The organism is Desulfosporosinus burensis (assembly GCF_054657535.1).
Window position 1 is genome coordinate 224,307 of record NZ_BAAHYN010000005.1, and the last position, 17,976, is coordinate 242,282.

Annotated in this window: 19 protein-coding genes; 2 read left to right on the plus strand and 17 right to left on the minus strand. The window is 42.7% G+C overall.

Going from position 1 to position 17,976, the window contains the following annotated elements; translation table 11 throughout:
* Positions 1 to 24: 24 nt before the first annotated feature.
* The 9 genes from ACYQ3Q_RS10470 to fabZ all read right to left on the minus strand — a co-directional run bounded on the left by ACYQ3Q_RS10470 (position 25) and on the right by fabZ (position 9,180).
* The gene (locus ACYQ3Q_RS10470; RefSeq protein WP_459928503.1) at positions 25 to 828 is read right to left on the minus strand and encodes a basic amino acid ABC transporter substrate-binding protein; all 804 of its coding nucleotides are present in this window, start codon (positions 826 to 828) and stop codon (positions 25 to 27) included.
* A gap of 726 nt (positions 829 to 1,554) precedes the next feature.
* Positions 1,555 to 1,857 carry a zinc-ribbon domain containing protein gene (locus ACYQ3Q_RS10475; protein ID WP_034141294.1) on the minus strand — a complete coding sequence of 101 codons (303 nt, stop codon included), beginning with the start codon at positions 1,855 to 1,857 and terminating at the stop codon, positions 1,555 to 1,557.
* Positions 1,858 to 1,920: 63 nt separating this feature from the next.
* Positions 1,921 to 2,661 carry a ComFC family protein gene (locus tag ACYQ3Q_RS10480; protein ID WP_459928504.1) on the minus strand — a complete coding sequence of 247 codons (741 nt, stop codon included), beginning with the start codon at positions 2,659 to 2,661 and terminating at the stop codon, positions 1,921 to 1,923.
* Positions 2,648 to 4,387 carry a DEAD/DEAH box helicase family protein gene (locus tag ACYQ3Q_RS10485; protein WP_459928505.1) on the minus strand — a complete coding sequence of 580 codons (1,740 nt, stop codon included), beginning with the start codon at positions 4,385 to 4,387 and terminating at the stop codon, positions 2,648 to 2,650. Before ACYQ3Q_RS10485 ends, ACYQ3Q_RS10480 begins: the two co-directional genes overlap by 14 nt.
* 165 nt (positions 4,388 to 4,552) lie before the next feature.
* Positions 4,553 to 5,671, minus strand: a complete 1,119-nt coding sequence (locus ACYQ3Q_RS10490) for an RNA-guided endonuclease InsQ/TnpB family protein (RefSeq protein ID WP_459928506.1) — start codon at positions 5,669 to 5,671, stop codon at positions 4,553 to 4,555.
* The gene (locus ACYQ3Q_RS10495; RefSeq protein ID WP_459928507.1) at positions 5,649 to 6,275 is read right to left on the minus strand and encodes an IS607 family transposase; all 627 of its coding nucleotides are present in this window, start codon (positions 6,273 to 6,275) and stop codon (positions 5,649 to 5,651) included. The genes ACYQ3Q_RS10490 and ACYQ3Q_RS10495 overlap by 23 nt, the downstream gene beginning before the upstream one ends.
* 88 nt (positions 6,276 to 6,363) lie before the next feature.
* On the minus strand, positions 6,364 to 6,888 hold the full coding sequence (locus tag ACYQ3Q_RS10500) for a hypothetical protein (RefSeq protein WP_459928508.1): 525 nt from the start codon (positions 6,886 to 6,888) through the stop codon (positions 6,364 to 6,366).
* Between the two features lie 22 nt (positions 6,889 to 6,910).
* On the minus strand, positions 6,911 to 8,743 hold the full coding sequence (locus ACYQ3Q_RS10505; RefSeq protein WP_459928509.1) for an O-antigen ligase family protein: 1,833 nt from the start codon (positions 8,741 to 8,743) through the stop codon (positions 6,911 to 6,913).
* On the minus strand, positions 8,740 to 9,180 hold the full coding sequence (gene fabZ / locus ACYQ3Q_RS10510; protein WP_459928510.1) for a 3-hydroxyacyl-ACP dehydratase FabZ: 441 nt from the start codon (positions 9,178 to 9,180) through the stop codon (positions 8,740 to 8,742). The genes ACYQ3Q_RS10505 and fabZ overlap by 4 nt, the downstream gene beginning before the upstream one ends.
* Positions 9,181 to 9,419: 239 nt before the next feature.
* On the opposite strand from fabZ, the gene ACYQ3Q_RS10515 reads away from it, so the two are divergent.
* On the plus strand, positions 9,420 to 10,529 hold the full coding sequence (locus ACYQ3Q_RS10515) for a glycosyltransferase (protein ID WP_459928511.1): 1,110 nt from the start codon (positions 9,420 to 9,422) through the stop codon (positions 10,527 to 10,529).
* A 108-nt stretch (positions 10,530 to 10,637) separates the two neighbouring features.
* Here ACYQ3Q_RS10515 and ACYQ3Q_RS10520 read toward each other — a convergent pair whose 3' ends face one another.
* From ACYQ3Q_RS10520 to spoIIID, 5 genes are all read right to left on the minus strand, one after another.
* Positions 10,638 to 11,759, minus strand: a complete 1,122-nt coding sequence (locus ACYQ3Q_RS10520) for an anti-sigma-I factor RsgI family protein (protein ID WP_459928512.1) — start codon at positions 11,757 to 11,759, stop codon at positions 10,638 to 10,640.
* Positions 11,756 to 12,469: an RNA polymerase sigma-I factor gene (gene sigI, locus ACYQ3Q_RS10525; protein ID WP_459928513.1), complete on the minus strand. Its 714-nt coding sequence runs from the start codon at positions 12,467 to 12,469 to the stop codon at positions 11,756 to 11,758. Before sigI ends, ACYQ3Q_RS10520 begins: the two co-directional genes overlap by 4 nt.
* Positions 12,470 to 12,514: 45 nt before the next feature.
* Positions 12,515 to 13,240: a WecB/TagA/CpsF family glycosyltransferase gene (locus ACYQ3Q_RS10530; RefSeq protein ID WP_459928514.1), complete on the minus strand. Its 726-nt coding sequence runs from the start codon at positions 13,238 to 13,240 to the stop codon at positions 12,515 to 12,517.
* 226 nt (positions 13,241 to 13,466) lie between these two features.
* Positions 13,467 to 14,462 (minus strand): rod shape-determining protein MreB, encoded by a 996-nt coding sequence (gene mreB, locus ACYQ3Q_RS10535; protein ID WP_034141285.1) that lies wholly within the window; start codon positions 14,460 to 14,462, stop codon positions 13,467 to 13,469.
* Positions 14,463 to 14,664: 202 nt separating this feature from the next.
* The gene (gene spoIIID, locus ACYQ3Q_RS10540) at positions 14,665 to 14,913 is read right to left on the minus strand and encodes a sporulation transcriptional regulator SpoIIID (protein ID WP_009619498.1); all 249 of its coding nucleotides are present in this window, start codon (positions 14,911 to 14,913) and stop codon (positions 14,665 to 14,667) included.
* A gap of 38 nt (positions 14,914 to 14,951) precedes the next feature.
* Here spoIIID and ACYQ3Q_RS10545 point away from each other — a divergent pair, with 38 nt between their 5' ends.
* A complete protein-coding gene (locus ACYQ3Q_RS10545) occupies positions 14,952 to 15,116 on the plus strand; it encodes a hypothetical protein (RefSeq protein WP_459928515.1) in 165 nt (54 codons plus the stop codon).
* 115 nt (positions 15,117 to 15,231) lie between these two features.
* Here the strand turns inward: ACYQ3Q_RS10545 and ACYQ3Q_RS10550 are convergent, their stop codons facing one another.
* Genes ACYQ3Q_RS10550 through ACYQ3Q_RS10560 form a run of 3 tightly spaced genes read right to left on the minus strand, consistent with a single transcriptional unit; the run spans position 15,232 to position 17,921 of the window.
* On the minus strand, positions 15,232 to 15,555 hold the full coding sequence (locus tag ACYQ3Q_RS10550) for an STAS domain-containing protein (RefSeq protein WP_459928516.1): 324 nt from the start codon (positions 15,553 to 15,555) through the stop codon (positions 15,232 to 15,234).
* 39 nt (positions 15,556 to 15,594) lie between these two features.
* Positions 15,595 to 16,845 (minus strand): SpoIIE family protein phosphatase, encoded by a 1,251-nt coding sequence (locus ACYQ3Q_RS10555; RefSeq protein ID WP_459928517.1) that lies wholly within the window; start codon positions 16,843 to 16,845, stop codon positions 15,595 to 15,597.
* Positions 16,846 to 16,850: 5 nt separating this feature from the next.
* On the minus strand, positions 16,851 to 17,921 hold the full coding sequence (locus ACYQ3Q_RS10560) for an HD-GYP domain-containing protein (protein WP_459928518.1): 1,071 nt from the start codon (positions 17,919 to 17,921) through the stop codon (positions 16,851 to 16,853).
* Positions 17,922 to 17,976: the final 55 nt, after the last annotated feature.

The following is a 17,976-nucleotide window of genomic DNA, read 5'->3' on the forward strand; positions in this document are numbered from 1 at the left end:
ATTTAGCCTAACAAAATGAATTACTTAGAATTTTGGTGCATCCACTTTAAACCATTTCTTATAAATTTCATTATACTTCCCGTTTTCTCTGAGTTTCTTTAAGGAAGCATTCATTTTATCGCCTAATTCTTTGTTATCTAACTTCATAGCAATTCCATAGAATTCTTCTTCAACATCTGCTTCTACGGAGACAATATTAGCTTTTTCATTTTGTGCTTGGAACCAAAGTACAACCGGTCCATCAGCCACAACGGCTTCTACTCCACCGTTCAGAAGATCGTTCATTGCATCCGGTGTTGTATCAAATTTTCTTGGCTCAATTCCGGCTTTCTCAACGACCTCTTGTCCTGTCGTACTGAGTTGAACCCCAACCTTTTTACCTTTTAAGTCGGCCAAATTCTTAAAGTTGGCCCCTTTTTTCATGGCTATATACTGAATGGCTCTAAAATACTTATCACTAAATTGGACACTCTGAGCACGCTTTTCTGTGATTGTCATGGCCGAAATCACGCAATCATATTTTCCTGCTTGCAAGGCAGGAAGCAAGCCGTCAAAAGCAGCTGTCTCAATATTCACCTTGGTGTATCCCATATCTGCCCCAAGAGCCTTAATAAGCTCAATATCGAAGCCCGTCGCTTGTTGCTTTTCATCCATAAACTCAAACGGTGCATAAGCGATATCCGATCCGACCTTCAGGACCTTCTCAACGGGAGCTGGGGCAGGAGTAGGAGTAGGAGCAGGTGCAGGTGCACTGCCACATCCGGCTAGTGTCAAGAGGCTTAAACTAAGTAATCCAGCTATTACAAGACGAAATTTAGGTTTAAACATTTTTATTCCCCTCTCTTTTGGATGTGTTCCGCAATAACTTACTAACAAAATTTTGCGTTATGCGTTTGTCATCCTTGTCTATTCAGATTATACATACTAACGAATATCTATACAACACTTTTAATGTCTGTTTAGTTATTTTTTCAAACGCGCGTAAAAAATATCCCTAATCCATCCCAAAAAAATTTAAACCTAATACGGTCAGAGAAATAGCAATACCGGGAAATTAAACTAAGTAGGCTGAAACCAAGCCTAATACTGTTCTAGTAGTAAGGGAGCTGCCAACAGCAATGACTCCGGCCATTATTATCATTCTGTCGATTTTATCCCCAAAAGTTACACACAGGAGAGTGTGTATAATGTGGATAAGTACAAGAAATACCCTATTTTACAAGAATTGATTGTGGATAACCCTGTTGGTAACCCTTTATAGAGATGAATATTCAGGAAAAAAGGGAACACGTTTAGCTAGCGCTGAACTTCGTGACTTCGAAACGAAAGCTTTCGGCGAAGATAATTCCATACGATAGTCTCCGTGGAGAGTATCGCCGAAGCCACTACTTGCGCAAGGAACAATCTGTGGCGAAAGATCACTAATGCCGAAGGCTAACTTCAAAAGAACTCCCACATATAAGAGCTGCTTAAGGCACACAAAAAAGCACTGGCCGACGAGACGCCGACCAGTGCTTATCAATTTCAATAATATGCTAATTCAAGTTGCTTGAATTAATATTGCTCACGAGCCGGACGATGGTGCTGGTAGCACTCACGGCAGTATACTGGACGATCAGAAGTCGGTTGGAATGGAACTTGTGTTTCTACTCCACAGTCCGCACAAACGACAGAAAACATTTCACGTGATCTTCCTTCTTGGGAATTGCGATTGGATTTGCGTACGTTACGGCATTCACGGCAACGTTGTGGCTCATTTTCGAAACCTTTTTCAGCGTAGAATTCTTGCTCCCCGACGGTAAAAATAAAAGTTACTCCGCAGTCTTTACATACTAGATCTTTGTCTTCAAAGGCCATGAAAGATATTCCCCTTACGTAAAAAAATGTAATAGGCTGTGCCCATCCAGAATTATTATAACTCTATTCACTCGTAGGCACAAGTCTTTTTTCGCGACCAGCAGCTAGGCACAAGCCATAAATCGCCTGAATTCCACTACCACGAAGTACTTCCGCCACTGCCTCGAGAGTTGCTCCTGTTGTTGTTACATCGTCCACTAACCATACACTTCGTCCTAAATAATACTCTGGATTACGCACTGCAAAGGCTCCTTCCAAGTTATGCAAGCGTTCTTTACGAGAAAGTAGAACTTGAGATGCCCTCGTCTCAATTCGTTCGACTCCTTGGAAAATCGGCAACCCCAGTTCCCAATGTAAGGCAGATGCAATAACCTCCGCTTGATTAAATCCACGTTCTCCTAGTTTTGTTGCATGCATCGGAACTGCCACTATACCGTCAACAGCCGGAAGCTGACTTACAGTCCATTCGGCAAAAGGGCCAATGATCTGCCTTATGCGTTTTGGATGGGCATTAAATTTTACGCTCTGAATGAATTCCTTTAATCCACCGTAATAATGCCCCCAAGCTACTACCTTATCAAGCTGTTTCGGGCCACGACCCGCCTCACAATCTTGACACTGTTGTTTCTCAAGCGGAATTAATTTTCCGCACCCTCGGCAACGAGCTAGCTCAGGATGTAGATAGTTCTCCGTACATGTCGAGCAGATTGGCCCGTGTCCTTCACTACATAAAACACAACGGCTTTCATCTCTGTACCAAAGCGAACGGATGACATCAGTTGTGGCTCCCCTAAGATCCTTCATTGCTGCCCCCCTTTTGCCCTGTATCAAGGAGTCCTAATTCCATTGCACGTCTATTTTGGGCCTCGATCCACTGAATTGCTGTCTTAATCGCTGGAGAACTATGCTTAGATATAAAGACGACCCCTCCTCCGGGACATTCTGGAGTTCGCCCCACTCTGCCAGCCATTTGAACCAAGGCTCGCTCATCAAAAATCGGATGATCTGCCCCGAGCACAACCACTTGTATCTCAGATAACGTGATACCACGTTCCAAGATAGTTGTGCTCACAAATAGATCAAATTCACCTTGAATCAAACGTTTTATTTTGGGGGCACGTTCTGGATCCGAACTATAGCTGCCGTCAATCAGCCAATCCGGAAAACTTTTTCTGAACTCTTGAATCCAAGAACTAACCCAAGAAATCTTAGGCACAAATACCAATATCGGACCCTCTCTCCTTAATGCTCTAATTGGTAATGTCCATTCATTGCTTCTCCCGTCTTCGTTGGGCTCAATTGCGTGACGAGCTTGATGCCATACCGGAATCGGCAGTGGGTTGCGATGGTGCCGTGCTGGCAGCTGAATGAGTCGCATCTTGCCTCTCTTTATCAAATTTAAACCTTCAGGAGATGGAGTTGCCGTCAAGTATAGAATCTTACCTCTTTGGCCCAAGGCGTGCTTCAATCCCCAGGCCAATGCCTTGCTCCCCTGATATGGAAAGGCATCCATCTCATCCATAAAAATAACATCAAAGGCTTGCCAAAATCTTAAAACTTGATGTGTTGTGGCCAGTACCAACCCTCCACCTTGAAATTTAATTGAGGATTTTCCTGTTAACACTTGCAATGGATAACCGGGGAAATCCCTCTGCAACCTTGGGAGAATATCATAGATGACATCTTGTCTCGGTGCAGCAAAAAGTACAGACTTCCCTTGCTTTAGTGCCCATGCTGCAGACGGGAAACACACTTCAGTTTTTCCTGCTCCACATGCCGCCCAGAGAAGTGCCCTTTTTTCTGGGGCTTCTTGAATAAATTGCAAAGCTTGTTTGCTGGCTAATCGTTGAGCCTCTGTTAAGTCCCAATGTGGCTGAAAATTGACCTCTCGAGGGCTTTCTATGAGTGAACGTTGATCTCGATAAAGTACTTCCATAGAGGTGCTTACTCCGATGCTTTCGCAACTTCGACAGGTTGCTGCCATCCCATAAAGACTAGGCCACTCTTCCACGTCCTCTTGTCCACATCGTTGACACTGCCACCCTCTACCTTGTTGCTTGACGGAAGAAACCCACTGTGCCTTCCCTTGTAACACATTCCTATGGGCAAGTTCAGTGACCTTCTCCTCTTGAATCTTAAGCTCTCGAGCAAGACCCCGAAGATCACGATTAGAGAGTTGCCGCCCTAAGACAAGTTGATTAAACCTAACCCCTCTCTCATCCTTAGTTTCTTCCTCTAACAGATCTTGAAGGGGCGAGGCAATAGGGTCAATTTCCTCCCAATTAAAATCCAACGAATTCCCACATATAGTGTTTAGCCGTTTGATAATTTCTTGCTTAAGATTCGTGCTTTTACCAAAATTCCAAAGATCAAGCGGCTTTGGCCGCAATACTTGATTCTTAATCTCTTCGATAACTGCTAATGGAAGTGGGGTACTGAGATAGCTAGCCCCAAAATCCTGCTTGTCCCACTCTCGAAGCGGAGATGAACTGACGTTACCGTTCTTCTTTAACGTCAGGTAAAAGAGCATAACTACCCCGTTGCCAAAACTTTATAAAAGTCTATTAAAGCTTTGTTTACTTCCCTATTCATCGTGTCCGATTTTGTCCGAAGACTACTTTCGTTTGATGTAACACTCCAAGGGCTTAAATTCCGATGCAACGAATCGTACACATTAGTAGTGTCTTTTAGGTGACTAGACTACTAATTTGTATCTCGAAAGATTAATGGATGCATTGAAATCTCGATCTATCACTAAACCACAATCACATTTGTACACTCTATCTGACAATTTCAAGTCTTGCTTTATAGCCCCACAACTGGAACACAGCTTACTCGATGGAAACCAAATGTCTGCCTCAACGAGTTCAATGCCCTGTATGTCACATTTGTATTGAAGCTTTGACTTGAAGTCGTACAATTTTTGTTTGGCTATAGCTTTAGATAGATGTCGATTTTTCATCATACCCTTGATATTCAAGGTTTCCATAACCACTTTGCAAGGTTTGGTTTTCACAATTGCCTTAGTGGCTTGATGGATATGATTGTTTCTGATCCCATTCAACGTTCGATGTAGCACACGGATTTGCTTTTCAACGTTTATAATGTTGCAGGTTTTGACGAAACGGTTTCCCTCCTTATTCATTTCATATTTACGAGAAACTTTACGTTGCAACCTACGAAGTCGTTTCTCTAGCTTTTTGACACTTTGGGACTTATTGATGTTTTTGAATGTCATGCCATTAGAACATACTGCAAGTTCCTTTACACCGACATCAATACCTATTACTTCACTTGTCAGTTGTTCTACGATTTGTTCCTGTTCGATTCCTACAGACAGATACCAATACTTTCCGTCAAATGAAACTCTGGGATTAGTGTATTTTACACCTATCGGAATCTGCTCAGATGTTTGCATCCAACCTACCTTTTCGACAAGAACCGATAACTTCCTCACTTTTAACTTTACGTTATCATTGTAAAAGGATGGTTTTGACCTTTTCCTGCTCTTAAATCTGGGCTTGTCTGCAAGTTTATTAAAGAATTTTTTGTAGGCTTCACAGGCATCCTTAACGGCTTGTTTCGTGATATTGTTGGAAATATCATAAAGCCAAGAGAACTCTTCCGTTTGCTTTAATTGAGTTAGTTCTTTTCTTAGATCATTGTCTGAGAGGAACTTCCCACCACTTGCATAGTTCTTCTCTTGTCTGTCTAATGCCCAATTATAAGCCCACCTTGAGGTTCCTGCCGATTTCCACAACTGGTGTTCCTGCTCTTCGGTGGGCTTGAGTCTAACTTTCTTCCCCAATATCATTCTCAAGCAACTCCTTGATCATCTTCTTAGCCTTATGAGCCCTTTTTCCCTGCAACCTACCACTAAACACAGTGACGATCTGAACTAAATCCTCTACCCATTCTTGTTCTTCCGTCTTATCGGTTGAATCAATGATCTCAATGGTCGTTCCGTATTTTGTGCATAGGTTTTCAATTAGCTCAAAACCGAATCTCAGTAACCTATCTTTATATAGAACGACTATTCTATCAACTTCCGAATGGGTTATTAAATCAATGAGGTGGTTTAGTCCTTTTTTATTGTAATTAATTCCACTCCCTATATCCGTAACGATCTCAAACTGATAACCCTTAGCAAGCATATAGGTCTTTACATTATCTTCTTGCCTAATGAGATCGTCTTTCTGCTTGTGGGAAGAAACTCTACAATAACCGATAACTTTCCTGTTTAGTTGTAAGGTGTTTTTAATGCCTAAGAAATGATTCAGTTGTTCTTGAGAGTAATAACGGTAGCCACTGGGGGCAATATGATGGGGTTTAAACATATCGTTTTTATCCCAGTTTCTTAATGTTTGTTCTGTCTTACCAATAAGTTTGGAAAATTCACCAATTGAATAATAGTTCAATTCACTACACCTCTATTGGTAATAATACACCAATAGCATATAAATTATCAAAATATTCTTATAAACTCTTATATAGTTCTAGTTACAGTTATAACCCCTCTCTTTCTTTCATTTCCGTTCGACTCTGTAGTCCTTCCCTCATCTCCGCTTCTGCTATCAACGAAACAAGGTGCCTGTCCCCGCGTTTATCCATCTTTACTCCCGCTATCACCGAAACAGTGCACCTGTCCCAGTGTTCCGCTGCATTTTCGCTGCCTAGTGGACTTTCATATAGACTTATTTCTGGGAAGCGACGCTGAAGACAGGATATGTAAATCTTATTCTGTTCAGGTGAGAAATTGGGATAGACGCATACCTCGGCCCTTATCGGAGCCATATATTTCTTTCTTAACCGAGGGTAGGCCCTCTTAAGCTGCCACAAATGTTTCTCCAGCTCCGTATTTTCTGGATCCACGTCCCAATCATAATTTATGATATGGGTCGGACTGGAGAGTCCTTCTTTCCATGCCCTAATTTTAGCCTGCCATTTCTGGGGAATATCCCATTCCCAACTTGAATCTACTCTCCATAATAGAACCCCTAAGATCAAGATCACGCCCATCAATAACGTCATAATCTCCCCTCCTCCCCACAACTTATGTTATGAAAAGGGGTTGTGTGAGTTGTCTTTGCCGAGCATACTCTGCGAGGAGCATAATATGTGGGGATGGTAAAAACTCTGGATGCCCCTTCCAAAGCAAACGTTCTCTTGACGACAGACCCTGAACTTTCTCTTCTATAGTTTTAGGAACTCCTTCTACCCATCGATAGAGCCTATTCGCCGTTTCTGGGCGGGTGTGCCGCTGCACCTCTGCAGCGTCCCAGATAACTGACTGAGCCCATTCATACGCTTCTATGTTATAGGGCTGCCATTTGAGTACTTCTTCCACTGCCTCTAGTCCAGGTAAGCTATTTCCTTGCCGAAGTAAATGCTCAGCCTGCTTTTGCCTCGTGTTGCTTTGAGTTTGATCCCAGTTCAAACTTTTATCCCAGAGTGCAATACTCTTGTCTGGGTCCTGTTCACTCCAATGTTCCGCAAGAGCATTCCAAGTTCGTTCTTTCTCTATGAGTGCAGGATTTAAGAGTATACTTACACTGACCAAGCACAAGATGACACTCATGAGCAACATTACATTGTTACTCATGTTGACCGCCGTATTCCGTTTTGAATAGAAAGAACGGTGGTAACTCTCGGCCTTTTGAATGCTTCCTAAAAGTAACCAGAATAAAACTCCCAGGGAGCCAAAGGAAAAATCGGCATCCACCAAACTATGCAACACCAAAAAGAGCAAGGCTGCCCATACTCGAACCAGAGCCTTAGTTTCTTGGGATTCAGCGCCTGTTTTATGCAACATGCGCTTCTTTCTCCAAGTCCTCCAAGTTTGAGCCAAGGTTAAACAACCCCAAATCCCTACACTTAATATACCGAGAACTCCTTGATTTAAGAGGATATGTATAAAACTCGAATGAGGATCAGCCGTCCAATATGGAAATTGCTGAACAGTCGGAAAGGCCAACCACCCTCCTGCTTGGGGAAGGCCCCCCGCCTTCCAGGCCAACCTTATCCCGTCTTTAAAATAGGCCAGACGCTCCTGCCAACTTGAAGAGGAAAAGCTCCAAGTCGTTAAATTTTCCCAGGCAGCTCCATTAATGAGCATTGTGAGAACTACCCCAGAAATACTTAATACGATAACCCACAGTCCGCTGAGATAATTGGCTGATCCTAAAAGTCTTTTCAGCCTAGGCACCGCTTGTCTCGATTTAGAGTAGGGTGAAATGTTCTGTGACCTAGCCCCTATTAAAAACAGTCGACCAATAAAAATAACAACAAATAATCCTACCCCTGCACGGGAACCCGTGGCTAATAGGGACGTTCCTAGTAGAATCCGGACTAATTTCCTGCGTGGATTAAGCAAAAGAACAGCTCCCAAGAATGCAGCCATAGTATTGGGATAACCGAAGACAGAACTCAATCTTCCCGCTACTTGGCTCACCCATGGTAGCCAACCAATGGTAGCAACCACTATTGCCAACCATTCTATATAACTTAGCAACTTATTTTTAGCTGTTTCATCCGATGAAATACGCATTCCCAACCGATAGACGAGCCAAAAGATTCCCCATTGCAACGCTTCCTGTAAGCCGTTCGCTGCCTTGACTGGATGTAGTACTCCTAGCACTGAAAAAACAAGCATTCCCAACAGCAAAGAATCTGTTAGACCAAGGGCCAAATACGTAGCTGTTCCTACCTTAAACCTGCCGAACAGATGAGAAATCATTACATAAACGGATATGGCAAAAGTAAAAATAAGCCATTCCTCAGAATAGTAAAGCCCATGGCTAAGAACACTAAAGGCTAAAAAAAGAGCTAGGAAGCGTGCTGTGTTGCTCCTAACTCTGCTGTCTTGCTGTAACGATAAACCGATCACTGAGCAGGTTTCTTCCGCTCTAAAAAGAATTTAAGAGTCCCTTCTGCTGCCAACTCTTCTCCGACATACGCCCTACCTTTAGCGATACCGAATGATTTTCTCAGCTTGATAAGCTCTACTTCTAGGCGAAGCTGATCTCCTGGAATGACTTGCTTCTTAAACTTTACTTCATCCAAACCTGCAAATAACCCTAAGTAACCAGCATATTCTGGCATCTTAAGAATAGCCACGGTTCCGACTTGGGCCAGTGCTTCAATGATTAGAACTCCTGGCATAATGGGGTGTCCTGGGAAATGCCCCTGAAAGAACGAATCATTAATGGAAACGTTTTTTATTCCCACTGCTCTTTTTCCTTCGTCTAATTCTATGATACGATCGACTAGAAGAAAGGGATAACGATGAGGAATAATATCTTGGATCTCTTGACTCTGTAGCAATGAAATTCCTCCTTAAATCGATACAAATTCGAGGTCGATGTTCGTATTATTAGTTCGAAAGCAGAATTAGGTGACGGTGCATAGTCAGTAGTCCGAACTTCGAATACCAAATATCGAATAACGATTATAGTATCGCTTGCAGATATGTACCTTTTTGCCTATGATTAGTAGAACTGATGTATTTACCTACTAGCAAACAGTATAACCAAGTTTGTGCTTGAAGGGAAGATGGCAAGGTCATGAAAAAAACTTACAAAATTCTACATATTATCGGAGGTGGGGAAGTCGGCGGGGCCGAGCAACATGTCTTATCCCTCATCAAGGGTGTCGACCGGACCCGTTTTGACCTATATCTTGTCTGCTTAACCCAAGGACCCTTCTCCGACTTGGCTATAGAAAATAACATCCCAACGCAAACTTTTCCTATGCGCTTCCCCCTTGACCTTTCTCCCCTTCCCGCTCTAGTTCGCTGGGTTAAACACCTGGGGATACACCTTGTTCACACCCACGGTTCACGGGCCAATCTTCTAGGCCGCTTAGGGGCTAAATGGTTGGGAATCCCTACTTTAACCACCGTTCATAGCTCCCTAGCCCACGATTATCTTTCCCCTTGGTCTGCCCGAATAGCTTTAGCGCTTGATCGCCTCACCCTCCCCCTGACATCCGGAATTATCACTGTATCCGAATATTTAGCCAAAGAGGTTGCCTTAAGAGGTGGTCGGAATCTGGAAACTATCTATAACGGCCAAGCAGCTATTTCCTTTGCTGACCCGTCTTCTTCTCGAGAACAGTTCCGCAAAGAATGGGGGATCCCGACAGAGGCACTGGTTATCGGTACTATAGGTCGCCTTCATCCTACTAAAGGTCAGATTTATTTAATTAAAACTGCGACTGAACTACGCTTGAAGTTTCCAAAACTTCACCTTTTATTCATAGGAGATGGACCCCTACGTGCAAACCTAGAATCCGAGCTTAACCGAAATGCCATTCCCTATACCATGACCGGCTACCTTCCCTTAGCCCATCAAGCGCTGCCTGCCATGGACCTTTTCGTCTTGCCTTCAGTTAGTGAAGGTATGGGACTAGTCCTTCTTGAAGCTATGCAAGCAGGGGTTCCTATTGTGGCAAGTACTGTTGGCGGTATTCCAGAAGTTATTCGCGCAGGCCAAGACGGACTACTTTTTCCTCCAGGCCATGTCGCTGAGTTTACTAAAGCGTGTACTTCTATCCTCGATAATCCTACTTTGGCCAAGTCTCTTGCCCACTCAGGCCAAAAACGCTGGCCCATCTTTTCTATTAATAGTATGGTCAGAGAAACCGAGCAAGTATACACTCGCTTAATTGAGTAGTACACTTGCCCGGCAAATTACACTATGATGCAATTATCTACTGACTCACTGTTGATGGTCAACCTCCGCTTTGTTATGAACTGACCTATTTCTCTCTCGCTAACTTGCTCATCTATTATTTTCTTTTCCTTTATTTTTATCGTTTTGAATATCTTTTTCATTCTCATTGGCTAAATCTTTAGCATTATTTTTCCCGTTATCATTATTTTTTTTGTCATTTTCGTCATTATTTTTGTCGTTACTTTTGTCGTTATCATTGGTGTTTCTACTCTCTTTTACCGTTGGCTGTCCCTTCTCAGACTCTGGTTCTCTATCTTTTTTGGTGATAGAATTTGGTTTATCGACAGAGGAGGGGGACGCATTCGGTTTCTGGTTTCCTGGAGTCTTTTCAAATGGGTTCCCTAAAGTCCTTGGACTTTCCGTCGCTGTTCCAGGCTTTATCGGTAAACCATTCTTAATTCCCTTCTTCTCAGCTTTAACCAACGCTTGAACCTGCGGATTTTCAAGTATGCGCACCCGTTCTGAAGTCTCTTTAAGTTTCTGTGGTTGAGTCGTTACTCCCGCCTTTTGAGCTGTCTGCCAAAGAGCAAACTCGCCTATGGTCAAATCTTCCTTTTGGGCAAGTTCCCCATCTTCGGGACTTAGAGTGAAGACAGCAACCTGAGGAGTCAATCCGTTTTTTTCAATGGCCTCAGTGATCCAATCACTGATTTGAATCTCATTAAGTTCCTTGGGCATTTTTTCTGTGCTTTTGTTAGTCAGAGGAGAATATCCAACCACAATCCACTGTTGCTCCGGGTTAATATAGTTCTGATTATAGGCCAGAGTAACTATTCTCTCTAATACTTCGTCAATCGGTTTACCTTTGAGATCATTCTCACCCAGCATTTGTCGAGCATCCTCATTCTGTGTTTTAAATTTCAATAACCGCCCTTGAGAATCCAACGTAAATTGCAAACTAGGATTAATGTCGACCGAGACTAAGGCTACTGCCGTTGGCGCTTGATAGAGATTCCACCCTACAAGGGAAGTTAATACCATAAGGAAAAGTGCGACTATCCCCGCCCAGGCACTTAACCCCCTAACCCCATCTCTTCCTACATCCAGTTCAATCTCTTCGCCCACCTCAGCATTAAGTCGTCTCTTAACCTGACGAAAGGTGCCGTCCATACCTAGAACCCTGTAATGTGTTCCTGACTTTTCTAATACCACGGCTTTCATTTTGCTCATCCCTTCGCCTCCTCTTCCCGCTGAAGAACATATTCTCTTAAATATACATAGTCATGTTGGTTTGCGATCAGTAAGGCAACCGCCAAAATATATTTTCGTCCCCGTTCTAATACTTTAAGACTAATCTGGGTTTTAAAAGCTAACGCTTGCATAGGGACTTTCCCCTTCCGTTCGACCTGGAGCCACAACTCAGTATCCAATGCTAATTCCCGGGCCGCTCTGAGTAGAGTTTCACGGGAATCCCGGTGTTTTGGAGAAACTGCGACTAAATCTTGAAACGTTAGCTGAAACTCTGACAAAGCCTTGGAATACTGTTGGATTTCTGCAGCCCTCTCACCGCTCTGTTCCCGCGCGTAATACTCATCTAAACCAAGGTGAATATCGATCCCTCGCCCAATGTCCTCTTGATCGAGAGAAATTGCTTGCCGCAGACGCTGCCTACGATAATAATCAATCAAGCTGCGTTTCATCAAAACTCTTGCATAGGCTAAAAAAGGGACTCCTTTATCTTCTACAAACAAATCTATCGCATTATTAAAAGCAATTAAGGCTTCAGATAATTCGTCATCTCGTCCCCATTCCAGAGTGCGAAAACACACTTGGCTAGATACATGACGAATAAACGTTTGAGATTCTGCTAAGAAATCCTCTCGGGCTTCTGAGTCCTCTTTCAAACGCTGCCACTGCCATTGTTTTTCACATTCCGGCATCTTTTTCCTTCCTCCTAATTTCCTATACGAAATGATTTTTCTCTTTTAAGGGGTCTTGGAGCGCATTCCCTGTAATAACACTTTTATTACAAAGCGTGGTAGAACGGTTTGGCGTTTCCAACGCCAGGGCTCTTTCCACAAGCGATACAGCCACTCTAGATGAAGTTCTCGGAGACGTTTAGGCGCACGGATCACGATCCCTGCCAGTGCATCGAAACTTCCGCCTACCCCTATACTTACCGTTGCTAATCCAGGATGTTCAGCAAGCCAATATTCCTGACGGGGTGCACCCAATCCTACGAGTAAGACATCTGGTTGAAACCTTAGGATCTCTTCTAATACACGAGTTTCTTCAGCCAAATTAAAGTATCCGTGATGCCCTTCTACAACCATTCCGGGGTATTTTGGAACTACCTGTTTTATCGCTTTTTCGACCACGCCGGGTTTCCCTCCTAAAAAGAAGAGCCGCCATCCCTGGTCATTGGCCACAGGGAATATCGACTGGACTAAATCAATCCCGGTCACTCTTTCCTGAACTGGAGTTCCTAATCGCCGGGCGGCCCAAACCACACCAATCCCATCAGCCGTCACAACATCTGCAGAATTAATCAGTCTCTTCAGCCGTTGATTGTAGCCAGATGCATAGATCATTTCAGGATTGGCTGTCACCACTCGAATCTTAACCTGATTTTCAACCGACTGTCGAATTTTCTCCACAGTCTCTGGCATAGAATATGTATCTACGGAAATTCCGAGAATATCAACTCTCATGAGACCTTTCCTTTCTGAGGAAGTTTCTTAACGTCCTATCCTCTGCGCTTAAGACAATTCTTCTCACATGCTCTCTAAGTTAGATTTCCTCTTCCTTGGGGCTACTGAGAATGATAAAGTCCAAGGTAAGAAGACCTTACCCGAATACGATTTCTCATTTCGGATCCAGCCACTAGCCTCGGACCATTTCGGGATATTTTTACGTTAATTAAACCTGTTTTTTGATCTAAAACTTTCCGTTTAATAATTTGCCAGTGCCTAAGGCCACGCATGAAATCGGATCCTCAGCAATACTCACAGGCAATCCTGTCTCACGGGCCAAACGGATATCGAAGCCGTACATTAAGGACCCTCCTCCAGTCATGATAATCCCTTTATCAAGAATATCCGACGATAATTCAGGTGGGGTCCGCTCCAATACTTCTTTAACCCCAGCAACAATCGCATCAATGGATTCCTCAAGGGCCACATAACACTCTCGAGAATTGACTTTAATCGTCTTGGGTAAACCCGTAATTAAATCGCGACCTCGCACATCAATGTCCACGCATGGGCGGCCTTCTGAAATGGCTGAGCCGACTGCAATCTTAATTTCTTCAGCCGTACGCTCTCCTATCATGAGATTATGCTCACGTCGGATATAGCGGCTAATTGCCTCATCAAATTTATCTCCACCGACCCGAAGGCTGCGTTTCGCCACTATACCGTTGAGCGAAAGTACTGCAATATCGGTTGTTCCTCCCCCAATATCTACGACCATACTTCCTGTAGGTCCAGAAATATCCAGTCCTGCTCCCAGGGCTGCCGCATAGGGTTCTTCAACTACTTTAACATCTTTAGCACCAGCCTGGTAGGCTGCTTGTTTTACTGCTCTTTGTTCTACTTCTGTTACCCCAGAAGGAATACAAACAACAACCCGCGTTCTGTAAAATGGCCAGCGCTTCGCGCCTGCTTTTTCGAGAAAGTATTTTAACATTAGTTCGGTAGTCTGATAATCTGCAATTACTCCATCACGCATTGGACGAACAGCCACAATATTTCCAGGTGTTCGACCGATCATTAATCTCGCTTCTTCACCAACGGCTATTCGCTTATTATTATTACGGTCGATTGCAATCACCGAAGGCTCGTGTAAGACAATTCCTTTTCCTTTGGCATACACTAAAACACTGGCTGTCCCCAAATCTATTCCTAAATCTATCCCAAAATCCATTCCAAACATGAGTAGAGATACCCCTTTCGTCCTCTGTAGCTTGTCCATCTGAATAGACTATAAACAAATAGCATAATCTCCCTCTCGGGAGATTCGCTATTATAAGTTAGTACTACTAAAATTATTCGTGATTAATTTGATAATCCCTTTAGTTATGGCAAGTTTTTTTAAATTCTTCATGATCCATTTTACTTCACATTATGCATATAAGCTAGTTTTCTTGATATTTTTTTCTTGTAGCCTCGCCTCCTCGAATATGTCGTTCGGCTTTGTTGGTCTCCAGAATGTGCTTTACTTCCATAGATAACTTTTCGTTTACCAAGGGTAATCTTTCTGTAACATCTTTATGAACCGTAGATTTGCTGACACCAAAAACGTCAGCCGTTTGCCGAACGGTTGCACTCGATTCTAATATGTAAGTTCCAATATCGAGCACCCGTTTGCGTATATATTCTTGCACGCAGAGCCCTCCTTCGTCCACAAGTGTAGTACATTTATATGCGTGCTCAATCAAAAAAGACATCCGTAAAAGGATGTCCTCTGTTGGTAAATACTGTGATGTTTTTTAAGGCACTGACCTTTGCACTTCATCTCCATACCATACATCGTAGTGAAGTTGCGGTTGATCGCTTTCTCTCAGCGGCAGCAAAGAACCCGACCTGACCGAGCATCCTGAGCCTCTACTGTTGTTAAAACTGAGAAAGACAAACTAATTAGAGTAATTTTGTTTAAGGACGTTCTTTGACTGAGTATCGAGATCCTGATAGCATAGATTCATTTATACCTGTTTAACTTCGAATGTTTCTTCGCCAAAAATCTCTGGCAAACCTAAAATATCCAATACTTCAAAAACCTCCGGTAAAATATTATTTATCTTTATAGTAACTTTATTTTTCTGGCACTCCCTGATTACGCTTGCAATACCACCCACACCAGTTGAGTCAACGAACTTAATGTTATCGAAATCGTAGATAACTTTATTTATCTCACCCAAATGATTAATACTGTTCTGTAATAATTCGACTGTAGAAATATCAAGAACTCCACTCATTTTTAGAATCATCATATCTTTTTCCATTCTACGTTCAATTTCCAACGGCATTTTTACCACTCCTTGTAAATTATTTTTCTTCCAAGCAACTCATTCCTCAACCTTTAAAACTGCCAGAGTTATGTCATCAGTCTGGTGATAGTCGCCAATGAATTGTCCTAAATTTACAACCAAACGATCGATTATTTGAGAAGCATCATACAGGGCATTACTGTTCAATAATTCAGCTACTTTTTCAATTCCTAACTGCTTTTGCGCCGAATTCAAAGCTTCTGTTAAGCCGTCAGTGTAAAAGAGCACTATGTCCCCTTTCTGTAACCGGACTCCACTAATTTGGTAGATCTTATTTTCCACGCCACCAATATAAGCTCCCTTTAGTTGTAAAGGTTCAACTTTTCGAGTCTTGCTTCGATATAACAGAGGCGGTAGGTGTCCGGCATTGGAAAATAAAAGTGTTTTGTTGTAAGGATCGTATAAAGCATAGAGTAATGTGACGAAAATACCTTGGCGTGATAAATCAGGAAAGAGCACTGAATTTACTTGACTTACCGCGAAATGTGGTTGGGTATCGTCTTTAGCCGCTGTTCGCATCGCTACCTTGGTCATGGCCATCCATAAAGCAGCAGGAATGCCTTTACCCATCACATCACCAATTGCAATGCCAAGATGTTTACTATTAGTCAAAAACATATCCAAATAATCCCCGCCCACTTCATTAGCCGGAATCGTTCGAACTCCTAAAGAGGTCCCTTGTAAAACAGGCAGTTCTTTTGGCATCAAATCCAATTGGATGCGACGGGCGGTTTCTAACTCTTTCGCTATCCTTTTATGGTCGGCTTGAGAATATTGCTTATAGTTATAGAGTCCGTTTGTCAGTTCGCTGCCCACTTTTTGGACCAGCGAAACAAGATCTTCTCTTTCCTGGTGTGTGCGTTTATTGCAATTATCCCAAATACAAAACACACCTATAAGCTGAAGTTTGTTCTTTAAAGGGTAAGCAGTCACCCAAAGATCATTCCGTCTTGCCTCATGAAAATTCCCATCGTTATGAATATTATGTAAAACCAGGCCGTTTCCCTGTTCAATGACTAAAGCCGCGGCTTGGTAATCTAAATTCGGCAAGGAATAACCTAGCTTTTCCCCAGCTTGAAAAAATGCCAGTCTCTGCTGCCCTATCCCGCCTTGGTGTGTGGCTAACCAAATACTTGAACCTATAACTCCTAACTCTTGACATAAAAGAGCAGCGATTTGGTTAAATACTTCGTGATTATCCTGCTGAGCCTTGATAAGGAGGGAACAAACTCGATACAAAAGTTGAGTTTGCCTAAATTCATTCAACAATTAGCTTAACCCTCCTCTATTACCCGGGTAATAAAGTAATTTGAACTGTAGACCAAATTAAATTCATAAGGAGGAGTCATCAGCTTGCCATCCCTGTCGATGAAAACTCGTACTTCCGGACGGGTGGGATGTTTCCTAGTTGTTTGAATCACGACCGCCTTTTCCCCGGTATTTAGTAAGACAGTCGTACCCACAGGAAATAGCGCAATAATATTCATAAAATGCTCGACAACCTCCGGATCAAGGAATATCCCTCGATTCGCCATGATGATCTCTAGTGCTTGAAAAGGCATGCAACGTGGACGTCCGACGATACTCGTAGTCATTTTATCATAAATATCGGCCACTGTGACAATTCGGGCAAATTCACTAATTTCTTCACCTTTTAACTGCCGGGGATAACCGGTACCATCATATCTTTCATGATGTTGAAGGGCAACATGAGCAGCCGCTAGACTAAATCCCTTAATATTTTTTAAAATCTCAAAACCGGCAATCGTATGTCCTTGGAAAAGTTGCTCTTCCTCCTCATTTAAAGGATCGACTTTGTTAAGTAAGTGCTCGGGGATCTTACTTTTGCCAATGTCATGTAACAAAGCACCTGCTGCCAGCTTGCTCAACTTTGTGTAGTCGTACCCCATGGCAATACCGGTAATGATCGAAAGAATTGCTACATTGACACTGTGACCAAAAGTATAATCATTCATAGCTCGAATGTCCAGAACATTAACCACTATATCTTTATTTGCCAATAGTTCATTGATAATGTTATCGACTACGTCATTCACCATTTGGATATCAAAACTGCTGGAATTTAATTTGATATTACTCATCATTTCTTTGGTGACCTTTAGGGCCTCGAGCCTAGTTTTTTCCGACACCACATCATCGACTTCAATGTCGCCGATGGCCTCAACACGAATATATATCGCTGCTATACCCAACTCTTTTAGCCGGTTAATAAATTTCGACGTTAATTCGACACCTGCGGCAAGTAAGATTGCACCGTTTGCACCGTGAACCGTTCTGCCGATTTCCATTCCCGGTTCTAAGTTCTCGACAGATATTAGACGCATATTCATAACCTCATTTTAAGTTTATTTAACACTATCGTTTGATTATTTTACGTTT